The sequence below is a fragment of the Aeribacillus sp. FSL K6-3256 genome, assembly GCF_037965805.1.
Lineage (GTDB): Bacteria > Bacillota > Bacilli > Bacillales > Aeribacillaceae > Aeribacillus > Aeribacillus composti.
Map to the genome: position 1 here is coordinate 898,650 of NZ_CP150188.1, position 19,279 is coordinate 917,928.

Below are 19,279 nucleotides of genomic sequence, written 5' to 3' on the forward strand. Positions count from 1 at the left end.
CAATTTGGGGGAAGCGATATGGAACAAAAAGAGGCAAATTTATTTATGATTGAACTGTTAAGTGAATGGGATCCGCTCCAACTGGGCAATGATGCTTACGAACTGGAAATAGTTGATTGCATTCAAGCCGTTCATACAATTGATCACCCTTTACAGTTGGCTAGGAAGATTCAGTCAATTTACGAATTCTCTTTTGAAGAGGTTATACCTTTAAAGGAATGTGAAAAAATCGCCAAAAAACTATTGGCGATTAAAAAAAATGTGTCATGCCAATTATTGTAAAAACGCTTACCTATTTAGCCGAAACAAAAATCAAAAATGTGATTACTAACATGATATGGCCGCTCTTCAGGCACTAAATGGCCTGTTTGTTTGAAGGAGACAAAACGAGAGATGGGCAAATCTTTCTGAAGCTGGTATCCGACTTCGATTGGAACGATTTTATCTTCTTCCCCCCATACTAATAAGCATGGAATTTCAATCGTTTTTAAGTCTTGTGAGGAAAGATCTCCTTCACGTTCACGAATCATTCGGGTCAATGCTCTGAAAATTTTATCGTCATAAAACGGTTCGCTATATCCGTATATCATGTCTTCGTTAATGAGCGATTGGTCGTGCACGACACTGCATAAGCTTTTCCATACGCCTTGCCTGATAAATTGTCTTTTAACGTAAAGGTAAAAATACGGGAGATATGAACAAAATATGAGAGAGGAAGGCATCTTTTGCATATAACCAGAGCTGCAAATGAGCACAATTTTTTTAAACAAATCAGGTTTTTGCTTAGCTGCATATAAAGAAATTTGTCCGCCCATGGAATGGCCGACAATTACAGCCTGTTTGATTTGCAGACGTTCTAAAAGCTCTATAACCGCTTTTGCCATGTTGTGATAGGAATAGAAAAACTTCGTTGCTTTTTCTGATTTCCCAAATGGGGGAAGATCAATGGCTATAATGGAAAAGTGCTTTTTTAATAAAGGGATTAATTTTCTATAGCTGAAGGTGGAGGATAAAAATCCATGAATCAGCACGATCGTATCTGTTTGTTGTGGATGATGATAATATTCGTAATATATATTTGTTCCTAATATTTTCATCTTGTGATGGATTTCCTTTAGCAATGCTTATTTCTCCTTTCAGTAATTTTGTACCGTTAGTTTATCCATCAATTTAAAAAATTTTCTGGCATAGTGATGTAAAAATTCTGGAACGTGATATAATTATCTGAAGATTCCATTTTAGGGGGATTTACAAAAATGAAATTGACTGAAAAGGAAACAGAAATTTTAGAAATTTTGGAGGAAGACAGCCGCTTAACACCTGAAACAATTGCGAAAATGATTGGACTTTCTGAGGAAGAGACAAAGAAATTGATTTCAGGTTTAGAAGAGAAAAAAATCATCGTGAATTATGCGACAACTATTGATTGGAAAAAGGTAGACGGACATGAAGGCGTAACAGCCATGATCGATGTAAAGGTGGCTCCAAAAAGAGGCGTAGGGTTTGATGAAATTGCCGAACGCATTTATCGATTTAACGAGGTTAAATCGGTTTATTTAATGTCAGGCGCTTATGATCTTTCTGTCGTGATTGAAGGAAAAACAATGAATGATATAGCCCGTTTTGTATCGGAGAAGCTGTCAACGCTTGAATCCGTTTTATCTACAACAACACATTTTATTTTGAAAAAATATAAACATGACGGAATCATTTTTGATCACGAAGATAAAGATAAAAGAATCGTGGTGTCACCATGAAAATGAAGACGTTAAATTCATATTTGTCAGAAACTGTCATAAATATGAAGCCATCAGGCATCCGCAAGTTTTTTGACCTGGCTGCCAATATGGAAGGCGTTATTTCACTTGGTGTAGGAGAGCCTGATTTTGTCACTCCATGGAATGTACGCGAAGCCTGCATTCTTTCCTTGGAACAAGGATTTACATCTTATACAGCAAACGCTGGATTGTATGAGCTTCGCGAAAAAATCAGCGAGTATTTGTTCAAACGTTTTGATTTACAGTACGATCCGGCTGAAGAAATTATTGTAACAGTTGGTGCGAGTCAAGCGATCGATATAGCTTTCCGGTCTATTATTAATAGCGGGGATGAAGTATTAATAATAGAACCTTGCTTTGTTTCATATGCGCCTCTGGTCACTCTCGCGGGAGGGAAGCCTGTCAGCGTATCTACCTTTGGAGAAGAAGAATTTAAAGTCAATCCGAAAATTTTGGAAAAATATATTACAAGTAAGACAAAAGCCATTATGATTTGTACGCCAAACAACCCGACAGGAACGGTTTTATCGAAGAAAGAGCTGGAAGCAGTTGCACAAATTGCTAAGCGATATGACTTGCTGGTAGTGGCTGATGAGATTTATGCTGAGCTCTGTTATGAAGACGAATATGTAAGCATGCCGAGTATTGAAGGTATGAAGGAACGGACAATTCTTATTTCCGGCTTTTCTAAAGGCTTTGCCATGACAGGGTGGCGGCTTGGGTATATAGCTGCTGACCGAGTTTTTGCGCGTGCAATGTTGAAGGTTCATCAATATTCGATCATGTGCGCGCCGACAATGGCCCAATACGCTGCATTAGAAGCATTGGAAAATGATGAAGATGTTTTATATATGCGGAAAAGCTATCAAAGAAGAAGAAACTACATTATTCAGTCGTTAAATGAAGCCGGTTTATTTTGTCATATGCCGGGCGGTGCCTTTTATGCTTTTCCAAGCATTAAAAGCACCGGATTGTCTTCCGAGGAATTTGCGGAGAGATTGCTTTTAGAAGAAAAAGTAGCAGTAGTCCCCGGCAATGTTTTTGGCCAAAGCGGCGAAGGATATATTCGTTGTTCATACGCATCATCTATGGAGCAGCTTCAAGAAGCGATGAAAAGGATCAAACGATTTGTACAATCTTTATAATGCTTTTATTGCCTGGCCTAATATGAGGCCAGGTTTTTTTATTTATTTTTGCTCAAATGAGTACATTGTGTTATAATTGATCACCGCATATTCGTTTTAAGCAGAAATTATGAATTAGGAGTGTTTAAATGGCTAATCAATATCCTATCGGGGCTGTTTTAGTTGGTAAAGTGACAGGAATCCAGCCGTACGGTGCATTTGTAGCATTGGATGAAGAAACGCAAGGTCTAGTGCATATTTCGGAAATTGCCCACGGATATGTAAAAGATGTCCGGGATTACTTAAAGATCGGCGATGAAGTAAATGTAAAAATTCTTTCTGTTGATCATGAATCGGGAAAGATCAGCTTATCCATTAAGGCAGTGGAAGAAAAATCAAAACCAATTGCTAAACAAAAAACAGAAAACGAAGCGTCAAGAGGCTTTAACACATTGCGTGAAAAGCTGCAGGAATGGATTGAACAATCAAAACACGAAAATATTATAAAAAAATAAAGACATACGCATCATGGTCATGGCGGAATTTTACGGAAACGTTATTGTAGAACACGAATTTGCTTTTTAATACTTATTCCTGTTACAAAGACTGCTATCGAACTTTGCCCGGACATTCTTTTAAAGATTTATCGAATGTCATTTCGGTTATAGAAGTTCGAAAAGCGGCAATCCTTCAAGCTGCGCTAATGAAAAAAACCGGCAATTATGCCGGTTTATTTGAACCCTACTTTTCGGTTCTGTCGATTTTAGAAAAAAATTATAGAAGGTTTTTTTACAGAAAATTATGTCGATTTTTTAAGCTCCGAATTTTGATCTCATTGAAATGCTTGTTGTCTTTATCTTGTTTCCGTCTTAGGCTCATTACGGGCAAATTCTGCATCAGGTTTAAATAAGAGAGCAAGATTAATGAGACCGGCAATACCGACTATACCATAAATGATTCTAGATAAAGCAGCATTTTGGCCGCCAAAAATAGCTGCCACAAGATCAAATTGAAAAAATCCGATAAGACCCCAGTTCAGGGCTCCGATTATTGTAAAAAGCAGTGCAATCCGCTGTAAAGTGCTCATGTTGCTACCTCCTTTAAGTTGAATTTTTCCTTATTAACTTGTATCAAAATGAAAAATTTATACATCTGATAGCAGGAATAATGAGCCTGTTCTGTTTATTGTTTTCTTGATTTCGACAAATATTTTCGATAAAGTGGAAGACATGGCAGATAAATTTTTAGAGATGGAGGAATTGGCTTATGGCACATGTACGTTTTGATTACTCTAAAGCTTTATCTTTTTTTAGTGAGCAAGAATTTACATATTATCAAGATTTTGTAAAGGTTGCCCATCATTCCTTGCATGAAAAATCAGGTCAAGGAAGTGATTTTTTAGGCTGGATCGATTTGCCGCAAGATTATGACAAGGAGGAATTTGCACGGATTCAACAATGTGCCGAAAAAATCCGTTCGGATTCTGATGTATTGCTTGTCATCGGAATCGGAGGTTCTTATTTAGGTGCTCGAGCTGCAATTGAAATGTTGAACCATTCATTTTTTAATGCTCTTTCAAAAAGCCAAAGAAAAGCGCCGCAAATTATTTTTGTCGGAAACAATATAAGTTCTACATATATCCAAGATGTTATTGATTTTATAAAAGAAAAAGATTTTTCCATTAATGTCATTTCTAAATCTGGAACAACGACAGAACCAGCGATAGCGTTCCGAATTTTCCGCAAATTATTAGAGGATAAATATGGAAGAGAAGAAGCGAAAAAACGTATTTATGCTACGACAGATAAAGCGCGCGGAGCCCTCAAAACACTCGCAAATGAAGAAGGATATGAATCATTTATTATCCCGGATGATGTCGGCGGACGATATTCTGTTCTAACTGCTGTCGGGCTTCTTCCGATTGCGGTAAGCGGAGTGGATATTGAAGAGATTATGAAGGGCGCTCAAGATGCAAGAAGAGATTTTTCTTCTTCCGAGCTAATGGAGAATCCAGCTTACCAGTATGCCGTTGCGCGCAATATTCTTTATAATAAAGGGAAAACAATTGAAATGCTCATCAATTATGAGCCGGCTCTTCAATATTTTGCGGAATGGTGGAAGCAGCTTTTCGGGGAAAGTGAAGGAAAAGATTTGAAAGGTATTTTCCCTGCTTCAGCCAACTTTTCGACAGATCTGCATTCGTTAGGACAATATGTGCAAGAAGGGCGCCGGGACATATTTGAAACGATCTTACATGTAGAGAAGGTACGGCATGACATAACGATTGAAGAAGATGAAAGCAACCTGGACGGATTAAATTATTTAGCCGGAAAATCTGTTGATTTTGTCAATAAAAAAGCATTTGAAGGGACTCTCTTAGCTCATACTGACGGGGGCGTACCGAACCTCATTGTTTCCATTCCTGAATTAAACGCTTATACATTCGGATATCTCGTTTATTTCTTTGAAAAAGCTTGTGCAATGAGCGGTTATTTACTTGGCGTTAACCCGTTTGACCAGCCAGGCGTAGAAGCATACAAAATCAACATGTTCGCTCTTTTAGGCAAACCGGGCTTTGAAGAGAAAAAAGCTGAGCTTGAAAAACGCTTGAAATAAAAGGGAATCATGTAAAAAAGAACGGCAATTGCTGAATTTTCCTTTGCCAAGCAGACAGAATTTGATTAAGCAGCAGCTGTAGCTATTTCTAGCTACAGCTGTTTTATTTTTGTCTATCTGCTGCCCGCTTCCGACAATTGGAATGCAATGTTGCTCTTTTATTCCTTTATTTAGAAAAATAAATACACAATTTGCTCTTCATCGCAATATTTTTGACTGTCACGTTATATCCCTTCCATTAACAGAAGCCCTTTAACTTTTATCTGTCCGCTGTAAGAGCGTGGAGCATATTATTGGGAAGAGGGATCCGCATAGTTAGAGCAAAAATTCGAAATAAAAAACCAATTTTTTAACTTAAAATAATGACTTTCCATCAAACGAACAATTCGCTCGAATATTTGCCGAATGCAAAAATCGCCATTTTCCATAAAGCTTGAAGAGCATCTTTCATGACTACTTTTTCACCATTGGGTAAACATAATAAAAAATGAGCAGGAAGGTGTTTAAGTTATGATTGAAATTTCTTCATCTTTGGAAGGAAAACAATATCCTTTATACGATTTAGAACTGGAATTAAAACAGTTAGGATACACAATTGGAGGGAATTGGGATTATGATCACGGTTATTTTGATTATCTGATGGATGATGACGACGGATACCACTTTTTAAGAATACCGTTTCGTGCTGTCGACGGGCAATTGGATGCACATAATGCAACGGTAAGACTCGGCCGGCCTTTTATTTTAACCCACAAATATAAAGAGGGACTTGACGATCATGCGGCAATTGGAAACTTCCAAGCCTCCTTTAATCAGTTTTCCGAACCGGCGGAAAAAGATGCCGATGTTTTAGAGCCTTATGTTCAATTAGGAGAGACACTAATTCAAGAGCTTGAAAGAAGATTAAATTAGCTTTTTAAAGCTATTAAACAATCGTGTTGAACGACTGTAAAATTGTGGGGAGGGTTTAGAAAAATCTCTTCCCCTCTTTTGATGCCAAAAAGAATGATGCCATTGGAAAACAGGTCATTATGTAATTGCTGAAAATTTTTCCCGATGTCCTGGTCTGTTGGAGATTCAATTGTTAAGCGGGCGCCGTATGCTTTCCCGAGCTCTAATATAACATTCGAAAATCCATTCTGAAATAAGAAGCTGTTTAAAAAGACTTGACCAACCACCTGGAAAGATTGAATAATCTCATCAGCTCCCGCCCGTTTGGCATTCAATGTTTGTGTTTTTGTCATCATTTCGCAAATGGTGTACACGGACGGATTTGACGCTTTTACCGTAATTAATACTAAAATCGTGAGCATGTCGGCTTCCAATTCGTTTCTATGTTGATCAGCTGTGATGAAGACAGCTTTTGCCTCTTTAATGTTTGCTTTATTTAAAATTTGATCATCGGCAGGATTTCCTTTAATAAAGTGTATGTTTTCATCAATATAAGGTGCCTCAGATAATGTTTGGTCGATAAGAACAATAGGGCAGTAAAATTTTATAATACGCAGTGTTTCAATAATCTCCTTTGTTTTTTCATTCCAGCCAATTAATAAAAAATGGTTTTTCCCTTTGAAAGGAATTTCCCCGTCAATATAGGCATTTTGCCTTTTTACAGCAGCAGCTGATAAATTCGTAAAATAGGATGTTAAAAATGCTACTCCGGTCAAAATTAGTATCATTCCGAATGTACGTCCCAAAAAAGTTTTTGGAACGAAATCGCCATAACCGGTTGTAGACATTGTTACAAGAGCCCACCATATGCCTTCAAAAGGTGTAGGAAACTCCTTCGGTTCTATGTAAGAAATCATCGTGCCAAACAAAATTAAAATCATTAACACAATAACAGACATTCGGATAAAAACCGGCCACCTTAAATATTGAATCCAAAGCTTTGTCGATTTCATGATTTACTTCCTTTCGTTTCGGCAAGAAAAGAGAAAATTTCTGTAATAATTGTATTGATTTTTTTGGAAACGGCCTCTTTTCCGTATGCATCGACCGCGCGTTTAATCGCCTTGATGGTTTGATCTTCAAATTCTATAATGCTTACATCTTCTTCTGATTCATTGTACAGCTCGATAAAAACATCTAACGCATCGTTCATGTTATCAATTGCGGTACTCAGTTGTTTTTTCTCTTCATTATTAAGTTTCATCTCAACACCCCTGTATTAGTATGTGCAAATTCTTTTTTGAAAATGAAACTTTTCGTATACAAATGCGTATGAATATGTTGGACAGCTGAATTCATAATTATGGGGTGATTTTACAGTAAAGCTGAATGAAATGGTTCATGTCATCGTAGAATAGTAAAGACATGTGTCAGTTCTTTTACATTGATACAAAATTCTGTACAAATTCCTTCAAAAATTGTTATATTATTGTTAACTATAAAAAATAGAACGGGAGGTTTTTCAAAATGCTTTTTCATCCGATGGACATTCTGGTGTTCATTGCCTTCGGAATATCTATTTGGGCGCAATTCCGTGTGAAAGGGAATTTTGCTAAGTATTCCGATGTGATCGCTTCGAGTCATTTAACAGGGGCAGAAGTTGCGCGGAGAATTTTGGATCAAAACGGACTTTATGACGTTCCAGTCGAGCCTGTTCACGGGCAGCTGACAGACCACTACGATCCAATTCATCGGGTTGTGCGGTTATCAGAGCCGGTTTATTACGGAAATTCGATTGCGGCCGTCTCCGTCGCGGCGCATGAGTGCGGACACGCAATTCAACATAAAGAACGGTATGGTGCTCTTGTGTTAAGACATAAAATGTTTCCAGTTGTCAATCTTACATCGGGAATTGCTCCGATTTTGCTTATTGCCGGGTTTTTATTACAAAGCTTAAACTTGTTAGGGCTTGGGATTATCTTTTTCTCCGCTGCAGTTGCATTTCAGTTGATCACATTGCCTGTTGAGTTTAATGCGAGCTCTAGAGCAAAAGCTATTTTAGTAAGCGACGGCTTTATCCGAAACGAAGAAGAGCACGGAGTCAATAAAGTATTAAATGCAGCGGCTTTAACGTATGTTGCGGCAGCTTTAATATCTCTATTTGAACTTCTGAAATTCGTGATGATTTTCTTCCAATCTCAAGAAGAATAAAAATTGGAAAAGGGGCTTATTCGTATAATAGGCCCCTTGTCATTTTAGAAAAAGCGCAAGGCTAAGAGGCGGTGTTTATCATGTTAAAAAAATTTATATTACAGACGAGCCGGCGTGATGAAATGATTGACATTACAATGTCAATTCAACAGTTTGTGCATGAATCAGCCGTTTCAGAAGGGATAGTTGTGGTATACTGTCCGCACACGACAGCAGGCATTACGATCAATGAAAATGCTGATCCTGACGTAAAGCGGGATATGATTCGCCGTTTCGATGAGCTGTACCCATGGGAGAATCCGCTTGACCGGCATTTTGAAGGGAATACTGCTGCTCATATGAAAGCAAGTACTGTCGGAGCATCCCAGCACGTTATCATCTTGGAAGGAAATTTGCTGCTTGGGACATGGCAAGGCATTTATTTTTGCGAGTTTGACGGACCTAGAAAACGGACATATTATGCAAAAATTTTAAAAGGATAGGTTTTAGTTAAAATGTATAAAAAGTTTGCCCGATTCTAGCCGAAATTCGTTTATTTTTATTTTCACGAATATAGTTTTGATAAGTTGATAGGTACTTGTAATTCGGTCTTGTAACTTGATCTTTTAAATAAGCCGATTCAACCGCTTGTCTTTTTCGATATCGATTTAACGTTTCGATGACGCCTTTTGCATCACGAATTCCGATTCCGTGACCGTAATACAGATTATTGCCGAGATGAATCGCATTTACCCCCCGCCACTGTGGTGTTTCCGGGTTAAAATCCGGGTTGTTGAAATAAACGCAGTCTCCTGGGACAAAATCAGTCGTAACGGTCGTTCGGACTCCGAGGTCTTTGTCGTAATGCCAGTCATATAAAACAAGATCTGCAAATAAATAATTAAAAGCTTTTTCTCCTATTGAATCAAGAGCAGCTTTATAGAACACAATGACTATAGCTGTTGCACATTCAAATGCATATTTATTTCCATTTATAAAAATGTCCTCTATTCCTTTTGCCGGAGTCACATCTTTTTTTAACAAAAACGCCCCTTTACTGCTCAGCTGCCAGAAGCGATCATGACAGTATGAATTTTCAAATGTCGCAAATTGCGCTTTGCTTTTTAAAAGGTCGAGCGAAGCTTCGATCGTTTTTCTCCTGAATAAAATTTCAAACTTTAATTCATTTAAGGATTCATAGCGATAAACTTTGTGGCTGTTTGCCATCCAATCAATAATTTCCCGATCTTTTGCATCTGAAAAAAATTCTTTTAATTCATTAGCTGTAATAGGCCTATTTTGAATTGCAATCATTTATCGTTCCCCCCTCTGTAGCCATCGTATGATTTTGATAAGTAATTGGTCCATGTAAATTCTGATATATCTTTGAAAAGAGCGTTACCGCATCAACTTTTTTACAGGAGAAAAACCTCTTATGAAATTTCGTCATTTGTATAAATTTATACTTGTATTGGAAAAATCATCACGCTATAATATTGTCTGTGACAAATGAAAAACGGGGCATTAGCTCAGTTGGGAGAGCGTCGTGCTGGCAGCGCGAAGGTCAGGGGTTCGAGCCCCCTATGCTCCATTTAAAAAACCCTTGTTGACCAAGGGTTTTATTATTTCTTCATAAAAAATGAGTTTTTTGTGATAATATTCGTCTTCAATGAAAAGATGAAGGAAAAAGCTTTTCCGTAAAGATTGTATAAATCTACTGATTGAATTTATAAATATATTTTGTGATAAAAAAAGTTTGTAAAAAATGCAAATATAAATCCGAGTGGAAACGAAAAAATGACGGACCAACCGTTCACTTTTCCGTTTTCTTCGCTTATTCTTATAGCTTCTTTATATCCATATGCAAAATGGAAAATGGATAAAAAATAAGCAATAATTAAGAAAGCCAGATCCATTTTTATCCCTCCCGCTTTTGTCTCTCTAAATTTTATATATTCATGCTTGTCCATTTTTAATACAAAAAAATAAATGCTATGGCTGCATCAGCATTCTGCTTTTATTTGTACTTGGCTGCATCGCGTCTTTTTTTAAGTTGAGGAAACTATTGTCTCGATCGATAAATTGCTTCACAGTGTCAGGTTTCAATCCGGTGAAATCGTGTTTATGAAAACGGTGATGCTGACAAATGCTTGACATCGATTTTCCTTTGGCTCGTTAGATAGAAATTTTAGCGGATCACAAACAGTAAGAGGTGCTTAACAATGCGTTTGTTTGTGGTAAAATATGTTCTAACAGATAATTATTTGAATGAGTATGCTTTCGTCTACTAAATCAATTTTTGTCTAACGACTATCAAAAATAAATCTTTTTTTATAAAAATTTATATTGCAATTAGTGGTTAATGGTGATAGAATATCAAATGTCGTTAAGATCAATGAGACATTAGTCATGAATAAAAAATTACTTTTTAAAAAAACTCTTGACATTTTGCTCTGAATAGTTGTATATTGAAAAAGTCGCTGTAAAAATACAGCGGAAAATGATCTTTGAAAACTGAACAAAACGAAAAGCGTGCCTGTTGATTCTGACAAGAGCATTTGGTGACAAACTTTTTTTTGGAGAGTTTGATCCTGGCTCAGGACGAACGCTGGCGGCGTGCCTAATACATGCAAGTCGAGCGGACCGAAGGGAGCTTGCTCCTTTAGGTTAGCGGCGGACGGGTGAGTAACACGTGGGCAACCTGCCCTGCAGACTGGGATAACTTCGGGAAACCGGAGCTAATACCGGATAACACCGAAAACCGCATGGTTTTCGGTTGAAAGGCGGCTTTTAGCTGTCACTGCAGGATGGGCCCGCGGCGCATTAGCTAGTTGGTGAGGTAACGGCTCACCAAGGCGACGATGCGTAGCCGACCTGAGAGGGTGACCGGCCACACTGGGACTGAGACACGGCCCAGACTCCTACGGGAGGCAGCAGTAGGGAATCTTCCGCAATGGACGAAAGTCTGACGGAGCAACGCCGCGTGAGCGAAGAAGGTCTTCGGATCGTAAAGCTCTGTTGTCAGGGAAGAACAAGTACCGTTCGAACAGGGCGGTACCTTGACGGTACCTGACGAGGAAGCCACGGCTAACTACGTGCCAGCAGCCGCGGTAATACGTAGGTGGCAAGCGTTGTCCGGAATTATTGGGCGTAAAGCGCGCGCAGGCGGTTCCTTAAGTCTGATGTGAAATCTCGCGGCTCAACCGCGAGCGGCCATTGGAAACTGGGGAACTTGAGTGCAGGAGAGGGGAGCGGAATTCCACGTGTAGCGGTGAAATGCGTAGAGATGTGGAGGAACACCAGTGGCGAAGGCGGCTCTCTGGCCTGTAACTGACGCTGAGGCGCGAAAGCGTGGGGAGCGAACAGGATTAGATACCCTGGTAGTCCACGCCGTAAACGATGAGTGCTAAGTGTTAGAGGGTATCCACCCTTTAGTGCTGCAGCAAACGCATTAAGCACTCCGCCTGGGGAGTACGGCCGCAAGGCTGAAACTCAAAGGAATTGACGGGGACCCGCACAAGCGGTGGAGCATGTGGTTTAATTCGAAGCAACGCGAAGAACCTTACCAGGTCTTGACATCCCCTGACAACCCTAGAGATAGGGCGTTCCCCTTTCGGGGACAGGGTGACAGGTGGTGCATGGTTGTCGTCAGCTCGTGTCGTGAGATGTTGGGTTAAGTCCCGCAACGAGCGCAACCCTTGACCTTAGTTGCCAGCATTCAGTTGGGCACTCTAAGGTGACTGCCGGCTAAAAGTCGGAGGAAGGTGGGGATGACGTCAAATCATCATGCCCCTTATGACCTGGGCTACACACGTGCTACAATGGGTGGTACAAAGGGCAGCGAAACCGCGAGGTGGAGCGAATCCCAAAAAACCACTCTCAGTTCGGATTGCAGGCTGCAACTCGCCTGCATGAAGCCGGAATCGCTAGTAATCGCGGATCAGCATGCCGCGGTGAATACGTTCCCGGGTCTTGTACACACCGCCCGTCACACCACGAGAGTTTGTAACACCCGAAGTCGGTGGGGTAACCCTTACGGGAGCCAGCCGCCGAAGGTGGGACAAATGATTGGGGTGAAGTCGTAACAAGGTAGCCGTATCGGAAGGTGCGGCTGGATCACCTCCTTTCTAAGGATATATACATTGAAATAGGGTACGCTTTTCCGTTTTGTTTAGTTTTGAAGGATCATATCCTTCTTGATTGTTCTTTGAAAACTGGATAACGGAAAGACATTCACGAATAGATCGCTCATGTTAGGAAGAAACGGTTAAGTTAGAAAGGGCGCACGGTGGATGCCTTGGCACTAGGAGCCGATGAAGGACGGGACAAACACCGAAATGCTTCGGGGAGCTGTAAGTAAGCGTCGATCCGGAGATGTCCGAATGGGGGAACCCACTGCCCGTAATGGGGCAGTATCCATACCTGAATCCATAGGGTATGGAGGGCAACCCGGGGAACTGAAACATCTAAGTACCCGGAGGAAGAGAAAGCAACAGCGATTCCCTGAGTAGCGGCGAGCGAAACGGGAACAGCCCAAACCAAGAGGCGTGCCTCTTGGGGTTGTAGGACACTCGATTAAGGAGTGACAAAGGAACGGGGTAGACGAAGAGGTCTGGAAAGGCCCGTCAGAGAAGGTAACAACCCTGTAGTCGAAACTCCGTTCCCTCCCGAGTGGATCCTGAGTACGGCGGGACACGTGAAATCCCGTCGGAAGCAGGGAGGACCATCTCCCAAGGCTAAATACTCCCTAGTGACCGATAGTGAACCAGTACCGTGAGGGAAAGGTGAAAAGCACCCCGGGAGGGGAGTGAAAGAGAACCTGAAACCGTGTGCCTACAAGTAGTCAGAGCCCATTAACGGGTGATGGCGTGCCTTTTGTAGAATGAACCGGCGAGTTGCGATTTCGTGCAAGGTTAAGCCGAAAGGCGGAGCCGCAGCGAAAGCGAGTCTGAAGAGGGCGAAATAGTACGAGGTCGCAGACCCGAAACCAGGTGATCTACCCATGTCCAGGGTGAAGGCAAGGTAACACTTGCTGGAGGCCCGAACCCACGCACGTTGAAAAGTGCGGGGATGAGGTGTGGGTAGGGGTGAAATGCCAATCGAACTTGGAGATAGCTGGTTCTCTCCGAAATAGCTTTAGGGCTAGCCTCAAGGGAAGAGTCTTGGAGGTAGAGCACTGATTGGACGAGGGGCCCCCATCGGGTTACCGAATTCAGTCAAACTCCGAATGCCAATGACTTATCCTTGGGAGTCAGACTGCGAGTGATAAGATCCGTGGTCAAAAGGGAAACAGCCCAGACCGCCAGCTAAGGTCCCAAAGTATACGTTAAGTGGAAAAGGATGTGGAGCTGCTTAGACAACCAGGATGTTGGCTTAGAAGCAGCCACCATTTAAAGAGTGCGTAATAGCTCACTGGTCGAGTGGCTCTGCGCCGAAAATGTACCGGGGCTAAACGTATCACCGAAGCTGCGGGTTGACACCGTTGGTGTCAGCGGTAGGAGAGCGTTCTAAGGGCATCGAAGCCGGACCGGAAGGACCGGTGGAGCGCTTAGAAGTGAGAATGCCGGTATGAGTAGCGAAAGAGGGGTGAGAATCCCCTCCGCCGAAAGCCTAAGGTTTCCTGAGGAAGGCTCGTCCGCTCAGGGTTAGTCGGGACCTAAGCCGAGGCCGAAAGGCGTAGGTGATGGACAACAGGTTGATATTCCTGTACCACCTCCTCACCGTTTGAGCAATGGGGGGACGCAGGAGGATAGGGCAAGCGCGCGGCTGGATGTGCGCGTCCAAGCAGTTAGGCTGGCAAGCAGGCAAATCCGCTTGCCGGAAGGCTGAGCTGTGATGGCGAGGGAAAGGAAGTACCGAAGTTCCCGATTCCACACTGCCAAGAAAAGCCTCTAGCGAGGTGAGAGGTGCCCGTACCGCAAACCGACACAGGTAGGCGAGGAGAGAATCCTAAGGTGAGCGAGAGAACTCTCGTTAAGGAACTCGGCAAAATGACCCCGTAACTTCGGGAGAAGGGGTGCTCATCAAGGTGATAAGCCATGATGAGCCGCAGTGAAAAGGCCCAGGCGACTGTTTAGCAAAAACACAGGTCTCTGCGAAACCGTAAGGTGAAGTATAGGGGCTGACGCCTGCCCGGTGCTGGAAGGTTAAGGGGAGCGCTTAGCGAAAAGCGAAGGTGCGAACCGAAGCCCCAGTAAACGGCGGCCGTAACTATAACGGTCCTAAGGTAGCGAAATTCCTTGTCGGGTAAGTTCCGACCCGCACGAAAGGCGTAACGATCTGGGCACTGTCTCAACGAGAGACTCGGTGAAATTATAGTACCTGTGAAGATGCAGGTTACCCGCGACAGGACGGAAAGACCCCGTGGAGCTTTACTGCAGCCTGATATTGAATGTGGGTACAGCTTGTACAGGATAGGTAGGAGCCAGAGACGCGTGAGCGCCAGCTTGCGCTGAGGCGACGGTGGGATACTACCCTGGCTGTACTGACATTCTAACCCGCGCCCCTGATCGGGGCGGGAGACAGTGTCAGGTGGGCAGTTTGACTGGGGCGGTCGCCTCCTAAAAGGTAACGGAGGCGCCCAAAGGTTCCCTCAGAATGGTTGGAAATCATTCGGAGAGTGCAAAGGCAGAAGGGAGCTTGACTGCGAGACCTACAAGTCGAGCAGGGACGAAAGTCGGGCTTAGTGATCCGGTGGTTCCGCATGGAAGGGCCATCGCTCAACGGATAAAAGCTACCCCGGGGATAACAGGCTGATCTCCCCCAAGAGTCCACATCGACGGGGAGGTTTGGCACCTCGATGTCGGCTCATCGCATCCTGGGGCTGTAGTCGGTCCCAAGGGTTGGGCTGTTCGCCCATTAAAGCGGTACGCGAGCTGGGTTCAGAACGTCGTGAGACAGTTCGGTCCCTATCCGTCGCGGGCGCAGGAAATTTGAGAGGAGCTGTCCTTAGTACGAGAGGACCGGGATGGACGCACCGCTGGTGTACCAGTTGTCCCGCCAGGGGCATCGCTGGGTAGCTATGTGCGGAAGGGATAAGCGCTGAAAGCATCTAAGCGTGAAGCCCCCCTCAAGATGAGATTTCCCATCGCTAAACGCGAGTAAGATCCCTTGAAGATGACGAGGTAGATAGGTCCGAGGTGGAAGCGTGGTGACACGTGGAGCTGACGGATACTAATCGATCGAGGACTTAACCAAGAAAGAGCATCTATTCGTGAAGGAACCGTTATCTAGTTTTGAAAGAATTATGGACTTTTATTTACTTTGCATATGTCCTCTGGTGATTTTTGAATTGGAGGATTAGCTCAGCTGGGAGAGCACTTGCCTTACAAGCAAGGGGTCGGCGGTTCGATCCCGTCATCCTCCACCATACAGTATATCGATTCAGCTCAATTGGCAAAGCACGGTCGAGATATCGTCTTTCATGCTGCTTCATCGTACCAATTGAACTTTTCCTTGGACAAGATTTCTAAGATTGGAACGACGATCAAATGAAGCAAGACTGATTATTGATTGTTGTATTCATCATGCCGGTGTAGCTCAATTGGCAGAGCAACTGAATCGTAATCAGTAGGTTGGGGGTTCGATTCCTCTCGCCGGCATCATTAAAGGTGTTGCATATTGAGCAGGAACTTTTAGATTAGTCGTCAGAGAAACGAGCAATGCTTCGACGAACAATCAGAGAGTTGTCCCGACGCATCCAACATCCTCGAAAAGACTGGCAGAGGAAGGGACATCTGACAAATGAAAAATGGATTAGGAGAAAAAAATTTTTTATGAGCCATTAGCTCAGTCGGTAGAGCATCTGACTTTTAATCAGAGGGTCGGAGGTTCGAATCCTCCATGGCTCACCATTTTGACGCGGGTGTGGCGGAATTGGCAGACGCACTAGACTTAGGATCTAGCGCCTTACGGCGTGGGGGTTCAAGTCCCTCCACCCGCATAATACGCGGAAGTAGTTCAGTGGTAGAACACCACCTTGCCAAGGTGGGGGTCGCGGGTTCGAATCCCGTCTTCCGCTTTTCTCTGCCGGGGTGGCGGAATTGGCAGACGCACAGGACTTAAAATCCTGCGGTAGGTGACTACCGTACCGGTTCAAGTCCGGTCCTCGGCACCATATTTGCGCCCGTAGCTCAATTGGATAGAGCGTTTGACTACGGATCAAAAGGTTAGGGGTTCGACTCCTCTCGGGCGCGCCATATCGGGAAGTAGCTCAGCTTGGTAGAGCACATGGTTTGGGACCATGGGGTCGCAGGTTCGAATCCTGTCTTCCCGACCAGGGAATTTAAAGGGGCCTTAGCTCAGCTGGGAGAGCGCCTGCTTTGCACGCAGGAGGTCAGCGGTTCGATCCCGCTAGGCTCCATATTTAATTTGGCGGTGTAGCTCAGCTGGCTAGAGCGTACGGTTCATACCCGTGAGGTCGGGGGTTCGATCCCCTCCACCGCCATTTTTCGGACCTTTAGCTCAGCTGGTCAGAGCAGACGGCTCATAACCGTCCGGTCGCAGGTTCGAATCCTGCAAGGTCCACCATCTTTATTATATGGAGGAGTACCCAAGTCTGGCTGAAGGGGTCGGTCTTGAAAACCGAGAGGCGGGTCAAACCGCGCGGGGGTTCGAATCCCTCCTCCTCCGTCATTATTATCGCGGGGTGGAGCAGTCCGGTAGCTCGTCGGGCTCATAACCCGAAGGTCGCAGGTTCAAATCCTGCCCCCGCAACCAATGGTCCCGTAGTGTAGCGGTTAACATGCCTGCCTGTCACGCAGGAGATCGCGGGTTCGATTCCCGTCGGGACCGCCATTAATTATTGATTCAACAGCTGTAGGAGGAATTTTTCAAGTACAGCAGGTTGTGTCAATGAATTCTTTCTTTAATGATGGATTGTACATAATTTTTTATCGGAGTTTTACGGCTCGGTAGCTCAGTCGGTAGAGCAAAGGACTGAAAATCCTTGTGTCGGCGGTTCGATTCCGTCCCGAGCCATTGTTTTATTAATTGCGGCGACTGTGGCGAAGTGGTTAACGCACCAGATTGTGGCTCTGGCATTCGTGGGTTCGATTCCCATCAGTCGCCCCATTTGCCTATAGTTAAGTATTTATTTCTATCATCAGCTTATTATGCGGGTGTAGTTTAGTGGTAAAACCTCAGCCACGAGCGACACTTCAATGAATAATCTGCGAGTTGCCTCGACGCATTTACATCCTCGAACAGTGCTGGAAGAGGAAGAGGCATGGAAATTGCGTGTTTATCATTTAAATAGAAAAATAAATATTTTCGCGCGGGTGTAGTTTAGTGGTAAAACCTCAGCCTTCCAAGCTGATGTCGTGGGTTCGATTCCCATCACCCGCTTAATATGGGCTTGTAGCTCAGCTGGTTAGAGCGCACGCCTGATAAGCGTGAGGTCGGTGGTTCAAGTCCACTCAGGCCCATTGCTATTTTTTAAGCAGCCTAGTTGGGCAATTGACATTGCTGCAATTGTCAGTCAAAAGCTGTTCTATTTGGCAAAATGCCTTAAATTTTTTTATATTCCGCAGTAGCTCAGTGGTAGAGCATTCGGCTGTTAACCGAACGGTCGCAGGTTCGAATCCTGCCTGCGGAGTCATTTCGAAATCAAAAAAAGCGTTGCAGTTTGCAACGCTTTTTTTGTCTTCTTGTAATTTTAATCATTTTTCGCATATGGTTCTTTTTCTGTTAATGGAAGATCTCCCCATAAAACTGTTAAATCCTCTTCATCAAGCATTTTTTCATATCGTTTATGTTCATGTGACGGATAGACGTTTACGTTTTTTCCCTCAATATCTGTATAAATGAAGTTTTCAATATCTTCAATATATCCAATTTCATCATCGGAATTATACATATCTCCGTACGATAACGGTGGAGTTCTTACATCTTGCGGTGTTTCTGACGTTCCGTATTCGATAACATCTTGAAAATAATCATACGGCTCAGTAACAGCGGTATTTTCATGGTCGATTTGAGAGGATCCGTGAAAAGTCGCATCAAGTATTTCTTCCTCTACAGGTCTTTCATGAGAAATCGTTTGAACTAGAGTATGTTCTTTGCATGTTTTGGCTGTCGGTATGGCTTTGAGACGGTCTTCATCAATTTTTTTTCCGCAGACGGAACAAGTACCGTATGTGCCCTCATGAATTCTTTCTAATGCTTCAACGATCTCTTCATATTCTTTTTCTAAATGTTTATTTAAAGCTAAATCTTTTTCTCTTTCATACAGTTCGGTCGCATCGTCTCCGGGGTGATTGTCGTAGCTGGAAAGCTCTCCAGTTGATTCATGGTCCAGCCCTTTTTCCAATTGAAAATGATCGTTATTGTCCCAACGTTTTTCAATCTCATTTTTCATGAATATTAATTGCTTTTGGAAATCCTTTAATTTTTTTTCGTCCATGTCCATATGAAAGACACCTTCTTTTTTAGAATCTAAAGCTATTTTGGACGAAAAGGAATAAATTATAACTTTAAAATCATGAAAAAAATTCACCTTTCCAGCCATAAATTTCATCATCATTTTAAAACATGTCAGGAAAGGATTGCTGCTTCCGCGCCTTTTTTAACGCTATGCTTTGAAGCTGATGGCACTTGAAAGGCTAATACAACATCATTCGGCTGAGAAACAGGCTGGCTATCCGATAAAGAGGCTGTGACCTATCGAGATGTTTTTTCAGG

15 protein-coding genes, 20 tRNA genes and 2 rRNA genes are annotated in these 19,279 nt (G+C 43.0%); 30 read left to right on the forward strand and 7 right to left on the reverse strand.

What is annotated here, in order from left to right; all coding sequences use genetic code 11:
• The first annotated feature begins 18 nt into the window (after positions 1–18).
• A complete protein-coding gene (locus NSQ84_RS04330) occupies positions 19–282 on the forward strand; it encodes a DUF1871 family protein (RefSeq protein ID WP_066249268.1) in 264 nt (87 codons plus the stop codon).
• A gap of 14 nt (positions 283–296) precedes the next feature.
• Here NSQ84_RS04330 and NSQ84_RS04335 read toward each other — a convergent pair whose 3' ends face one another.
• Positions 297–1,097, reverse strand: coding sequence for an alpha/beta hydrolase (locus tag NSQ84_RS04335; RefSeq protein ID WP_063387100.1), 801 nt, complete (start codon positions 1,095–1,097; stop codon positions 297–299).
• 159 nt (positions 1,098–1,256) lie between these two features.
• Here NSQ84_RS04335 and NSQ84_RS04340 point away from each other — a divergent pair, with 159 nt between their 5' ends.
• The 3 genes from NSQ84_RS04340 (at position 1,257) to yugI (ending at position 3,417) form a co-directional block, all read left to right on the forward strand.
• Positions 1,257–1,757, forward strand: coding sequence for an Lrp/AsnC family transcriptional regulator (locus NSQ84_RS04340; RefSeq protein ID WP_063387051.1), 501 nt, complete (start codon positions 1,257–1,259; stop codon positions 1,755–1,757).
• Entirely contained in the window at positions 1,754–2,923 is a 1,170-nt protein-coding gene (locus NSQ84_RS04345; RefSeq protein ID WP_339212251.1) for an aminotransferase, read from the forward strand. The genes NSQ84_RS04340 and NSQ84_RS04345 overlap by 4 nt, the downstream gene beginning before the upstream one ends.
• 128 nt (positions 2,924–3,051) lie before the next feature.
• Positions 3,052–3,417: a S1 domain-containing post-transcriptional regulator GSP13 gene (gene yugI / locus NSQ84_RS04350; RefSeq protein WP_063387050.1), complete on the forward strand. Its 366-nt coding sequence runs from the start codon at positions 3,052–3,054 to the stop codon at positions 3,415–3,417.
• A gap of 338 nt (positions 3,418–3,755) precedes the next feature.
• On the opposite strand, the gene NSQ84_RS04355 is transcribed toward yugI, so the two are convergent.
• Complete coding sequence (locus NSQ84_RS04355) at positions 3,756–3,989, reverse strand: DUF378 domain-containing protein (protein WP_063387049.1); 234 nt, start codon at positions 3,987–3,989, stop codon at positions 3,756–3,758.
• Between the two features lie 179 nt (positions 3,990–4,168).
• Here NSQ84_RS04355 and NSQ84_RS04360 point away from each other — a divergent pair, with 179 nt between their 5' ends.
• Entirely contained in the window at positions 4,169–5,518 is a 1,350-nt protein-coding gene (locus NSQ84_RS04360) for a glucose-6-phosphate isomerase (RefSeq protein ID WP_063387048.1), read from the forward strand.
• Between the two features lie 510 nt (positions 5,519–6,028).
• Complete coding sequence (locus NSQ84_RS04365; protein WP_063387047.1) at positions 6,029–6,430, forward strand: YugN-like family protein; 402 nt, start codon at positions 6,029–6,031, stop codon at positions 6,428–6,430.
• Here NSQ84_RS04365 and NSQ84_RS04370 read toward each other — a convergent pair.
• A complete protein-coding gene (locus tag NSQ84_RS04370) occupies positions 6,427–7,422 on the reverse strand; it encodes a potassium channel family protein (protein ID WP_063387046.1) in 996 nt (331 codons plus the stop codon). The genes NSQ84_RS04365 and NSQ84_RS04370 overlap by 4 nt on opposite strands.
• A complete protein-coding gene (locus NSQ84_RS04375) occupies positions 7,419–7,673 on the reverse strand; it encodes a hypothetical protein (RefSeq protein WP_063387045.1) in 255 nt (84 codons plus the stop codon). The genes NSQ84_RS04370 and NSQ84_RS04375 overlap by 4 nt, the downstream gene beginning before the upstream one ends.
• Before the next feature lie 263 nt (positions 7,674–7,936).
• Between NSQ84_RS04375 and NSQ84_RS04380 the strand changes: the two genes are divergently transcribed.
• Both NSQ84_RS04380 and NSQ84_RS04385 read left to right on the forward strand, forming a co-directional pair.
• Entirely contained in the window at positions 7,937–8,620 is a 684-nt protein-coding gene (locus NSQ84_RS04380) for a zinc metallopeptidase (protein WP_063387044.1), read from the forward strand.
• 80 nt (positions 8,621–8,700) lie between these two features.
• Entirely contained in the window at positions 8,701–9,102 is a 402-nt protein-coding gene (locus NSQ84_RS04385) for a secondary thiamine-phosphate synthase enzyme YjbQ (protein WP_063387043.1), read from the forward strand.
• Positions 9,103–9,109: 7 nt separating this feature from the next.
• Here the strand turns inward: NSQ84_RS04385 and NSQ84_RS04390 are convergent, their stop codons facing one another.
• A complete protein-coding gene (locus NSQ84_RS04390) occupies positions 9,110–9,913 on the reverse strand; it encodes a protein-glutamine gamma-glutamyltransferase (protein ID WP_063387042.1) in 804 nt (267 codons plus the stop codon).
• 204 nt (positions 9,914–10,117) lie between these two features.
• Here NSQ84_RS04390 and NSQ84_RS04395 point away from each other — a divergent pair.
• Positions 10,118–10,190: transfer RNA gene (locus NSQ84_RS04395), tRNA-Ala, on the forward strand.
• A 136-nt stretch (positions 10,191–10,326) separates the two neighbouring features.
• Here the strand turns inward: NSQ84_RS04395 and NSQ84_RS04400 are convergent.
• Positions 10,327–10,515: a hypothetical protein gene (locus NSQ84_RS04400; protein WP_063387041.1), complete on the reverse strand. Its 189-nt coding sequence runs from the start codon at positions 10,513–10,515 to the stop codon at positions 10,327–10,329.
• 657 nt (positions 10,516–11,172) lie between these two features.
• Here NSQ84_RS04400 and NSQ84_RS04405 point away from each other — a divergent pair.
• The 21 genes from NSQ84_RS04405 to NSQ84_RS04505 all read left to right on the forward strand — a co-directional run bounded on the left by NSQ84_RS04405 (position 11,173) and on the right by NSQ84_RS04505 (position 18,194).
• Positions 11,173–12,726: ribosomal RNA gene (locus tag NSQ84_RS04405) — 16S ribosomal RNA — on the forward strand.
• A gap of 138 nt (positions 12,727–12,864) precedes the next feature.
• Positions 12,865–15,796, forward strand: a 23S ribosomal RNA gene (locus NSQ84_RS04410).
• Together the 16S and 23S rRNA genes with 19 tRNA genes alongside form the textbook arrangement of a ribosomal RNA operon.
• Before the next feature lie 96 nt (positions 15,797–15,892).
• A tRNA-Val gene (locus NSQ84_RS04415) sits at positions 15,893–15,968 on the forward strand.
• A 159-nt stretch (positions 15,969–16,127) separates the two neighbouring features.
• Positions 16,128–16,200 (forward strand) — tRNA-Thr (locus NSQ84_RS04420).
• Between the two features lie 176 nt (positions 16,201–16,376).
• A tRNA-Lys gene (locus NSQ84_RS04425) sits at positions 16,377–16,452 on the forward strand.
• Positions 16,453–16,459: 7 nt separating this feature from the next.
• A tRNA-Leu gene (locus NSQ84_RS04430) sits at positions 16,460–16,541 on the forward strand.
• Between the two features lie 6 nt (positions 16,542–16,547).
• A tRNA-Gly gene (locus NSQ84_RS04435) sits at positions 16,548–16,619 on the forward strand.
• A 7-nt stretch (positions 16,620–16,626) separates the two neighbouring features.
• Positions 16,627–16,715 (forward strand) — tRNA-Leu (locus tag NSQ84_RS04440).
• 5 nt (positions 16,716–16,720) lie between these two features.
• Positions 16,721–16,797: transfer RNA gene (locus tag NSQ84_RS04445), tRNA-Arg, on the forward strand.
• A gap of 3 nt (positions 16,798–16,800) precedes the next feature.
• Positions 16,801–16,877 (forward strand) — tRNA-Pro (locus NSQ84_RS04450).
• Between the two features lie 11 nt (positions 16,878–16,888).
• A tRNA-Ala gene (locus NSQ84_RS04455) sits at positions 16,889–16,961 on the forward strand.
• Between the two features lie 10 nt (positions 16,962–16,971).
• Positions 16,972–17,045, forward strand: a tRNA-Met gene (locus NSQ84_RS04460).
• Positions 17,046–17,051: 6 nt separating this feature from the next.
• Positions 17,052–17,128, forward strand: a tRNA-Ile gene (locus NSQ84_RS04465).
• A gap of 12 nt (positions 17,129–17,140) precedes the next feature.
• Positions 17,141–17,230 (forward strand) — tRNA-Ser (locus NSQ84_RS04470).
• A 10-nt stretch (positions 17,231–17,240) separates the two neighbouring features.
• Positions 17,241–17,317 (forward strand) — tRNA-Met (locus NSQ84_RS04475).
• Positions 17,318–17,319: 2 nt separating this feature from the next.
• Positions 17,320–17,395: transfer RNA gene (locus NSQ84_RS04480), tRNA-Asp, on the forward strand.
• Between the two features lie 110 nt (positions 17,396–17,505).
• A tRNA-Phe gene (locus NSQ84_RS04485) sits at positions 17,506–17,578 on the forward strand.
• Between the two features lie 17 nt (positions 17,579–17,595).
• Positions 17,596–17,671, forward strand: a tRNA-His gene (locus tag NSQ84_RS04490).
• Between the two features lie 202 nt (positions 17,672–17,873).
• Positions 17,874–17,944: transfer RNA gene (locus tag NSQ84_RS04495), tRNA-Gly, on the forward strand.
• A gap of 6 nt (positions 17,945–17,950) precedes the next feature.
• Positions 17,951–18,024 (forward strand) — tRNA-Ile (locus NSQ84_RS04500).
• 98 nt (positions 18,025–18,122) lie between these two features.
• Positions 18,123–18,194: transfer RNA gene (locus NSQ84_RS04505), tRNA-Asn, on the forward strand.
• Between the two features lie 60 nt (positions 18,195–18,254).
• Here NSQ84_RS04505 and NSQ84_RS04510 read toward each other — a convergent pair.
• Positions 18,255–19,007: a TraR/DksA C4-type zinc finger protein gene (locus NSQ84_RS04510; RefSeq protein ID WP_339212254.1), complete on the reverse strand. Its 753-nt coding sequence runs from the start codon at positions 19,005–19,007 to the stop codon at positions 18,255–18,257.
• Positions 19,008–19,279: the final 272 nt, after the last annotated feature.

Coding starts and splice junctions, on each gene's coding strand:
- NSQ84_RS04390 (WP_063387042.1), bottom strand. CDS start 9,913: ATGATTGCAATTCAAAATAGGCCTATTACAGCTAATGAATTAAAAGAA.
- NSQ84_RS04365 (WP_063387047.1), top strand. CDS start 6,029: ATGATTGAAATTTCTTCATCTTTGGAAGGAAAACAATATCCTTTATAC.
- NSQ84_RS04370 (WP_063387046.1), bottom strand. CDS start 7,422: ATGAAATCGACAAAGCTTTGGATTCAATATTTAAGGTGGCCGGTTTTT.
- NSQ84_RS04385 (WP_063387043.1), top strand. CDS start 8,701: ATGTTAAAAAAATTTATATTACAGACGAGCCGGCGTGATGAAATGATT.
- NSQ84_RS04400 (WP_063387041.1), bottom strand. CDS start 10,515: ATGGATCTGGCTTTCTTAATTATTGCTTATTTTTTATCCATTTTCCAT.
- NSQ84_RS04330 (WP_066249268.1), top strand. CDS start 19: ATGGAACAAAAAGAGGCAAATTTATTTATGATTGAACTGTTAAGTGAA.
- NSQ84_RS04360 (WP_063387048.1), top strand. CDS start 4,169: ATGGCACATGTACGTTTTGATTACTCTAAAGCTTTATCTTTTTTTAGT.
- NSQ84_RS04355 (WP_063387049.1), bottom strand. CDS start 3,989: ATGAGCACTTTACAGCGGATTGCACTGCTTTTTACAATAATCGGAGCC.
- NSQ84_RS04380 (WP_063387044.1), top strand. CDS start 7,937: ATGCTTTTTCATCCGATGGACATTCTGGTGTTCATTGCCTTCGGAATA.
- NSQ84_RS04375 (WP_063387045.1), bottom strand. CDS start 7,673: ATGAAACTTAATAATGAAGAGAAAAAACAACTGAGTACCGCAATTGAT.
- yugI (WP_063387050.1), top strand. CDS start 3,052: ATGGCTAATCAATATCCTATCGGGGCTGTTTTAGTTGGTAAAGTGACA.
- NSQ84_RS04345 (WP_339212251.1), top strand. CDS start 1,754: ATGAAAATGAAGACGTTAAATTCATATTTGTCAGAAACTGTCATAAAT.
- NSQ84_RS04335 (WP_063387100.1), bottom strand. CDS start 1,097: ATGAAAATATTAGGAACAAATATATATTACGAATATTATCATCATCCA.
- NSQ84_RS04510 (WP_339212254.1), bottom strand. CDS start 19,007: ATGGACATGGACGAAAAAAAATTAAAGGATTTCCAAAAGCAATTAATA.
- NSQ84_RS04340 (WP_063387051.1), top strand. CDS start 1,257: ATGAAATTGACTGAAAAGGAAACAGAAATTTTAGAAATTTTGGAGGAA.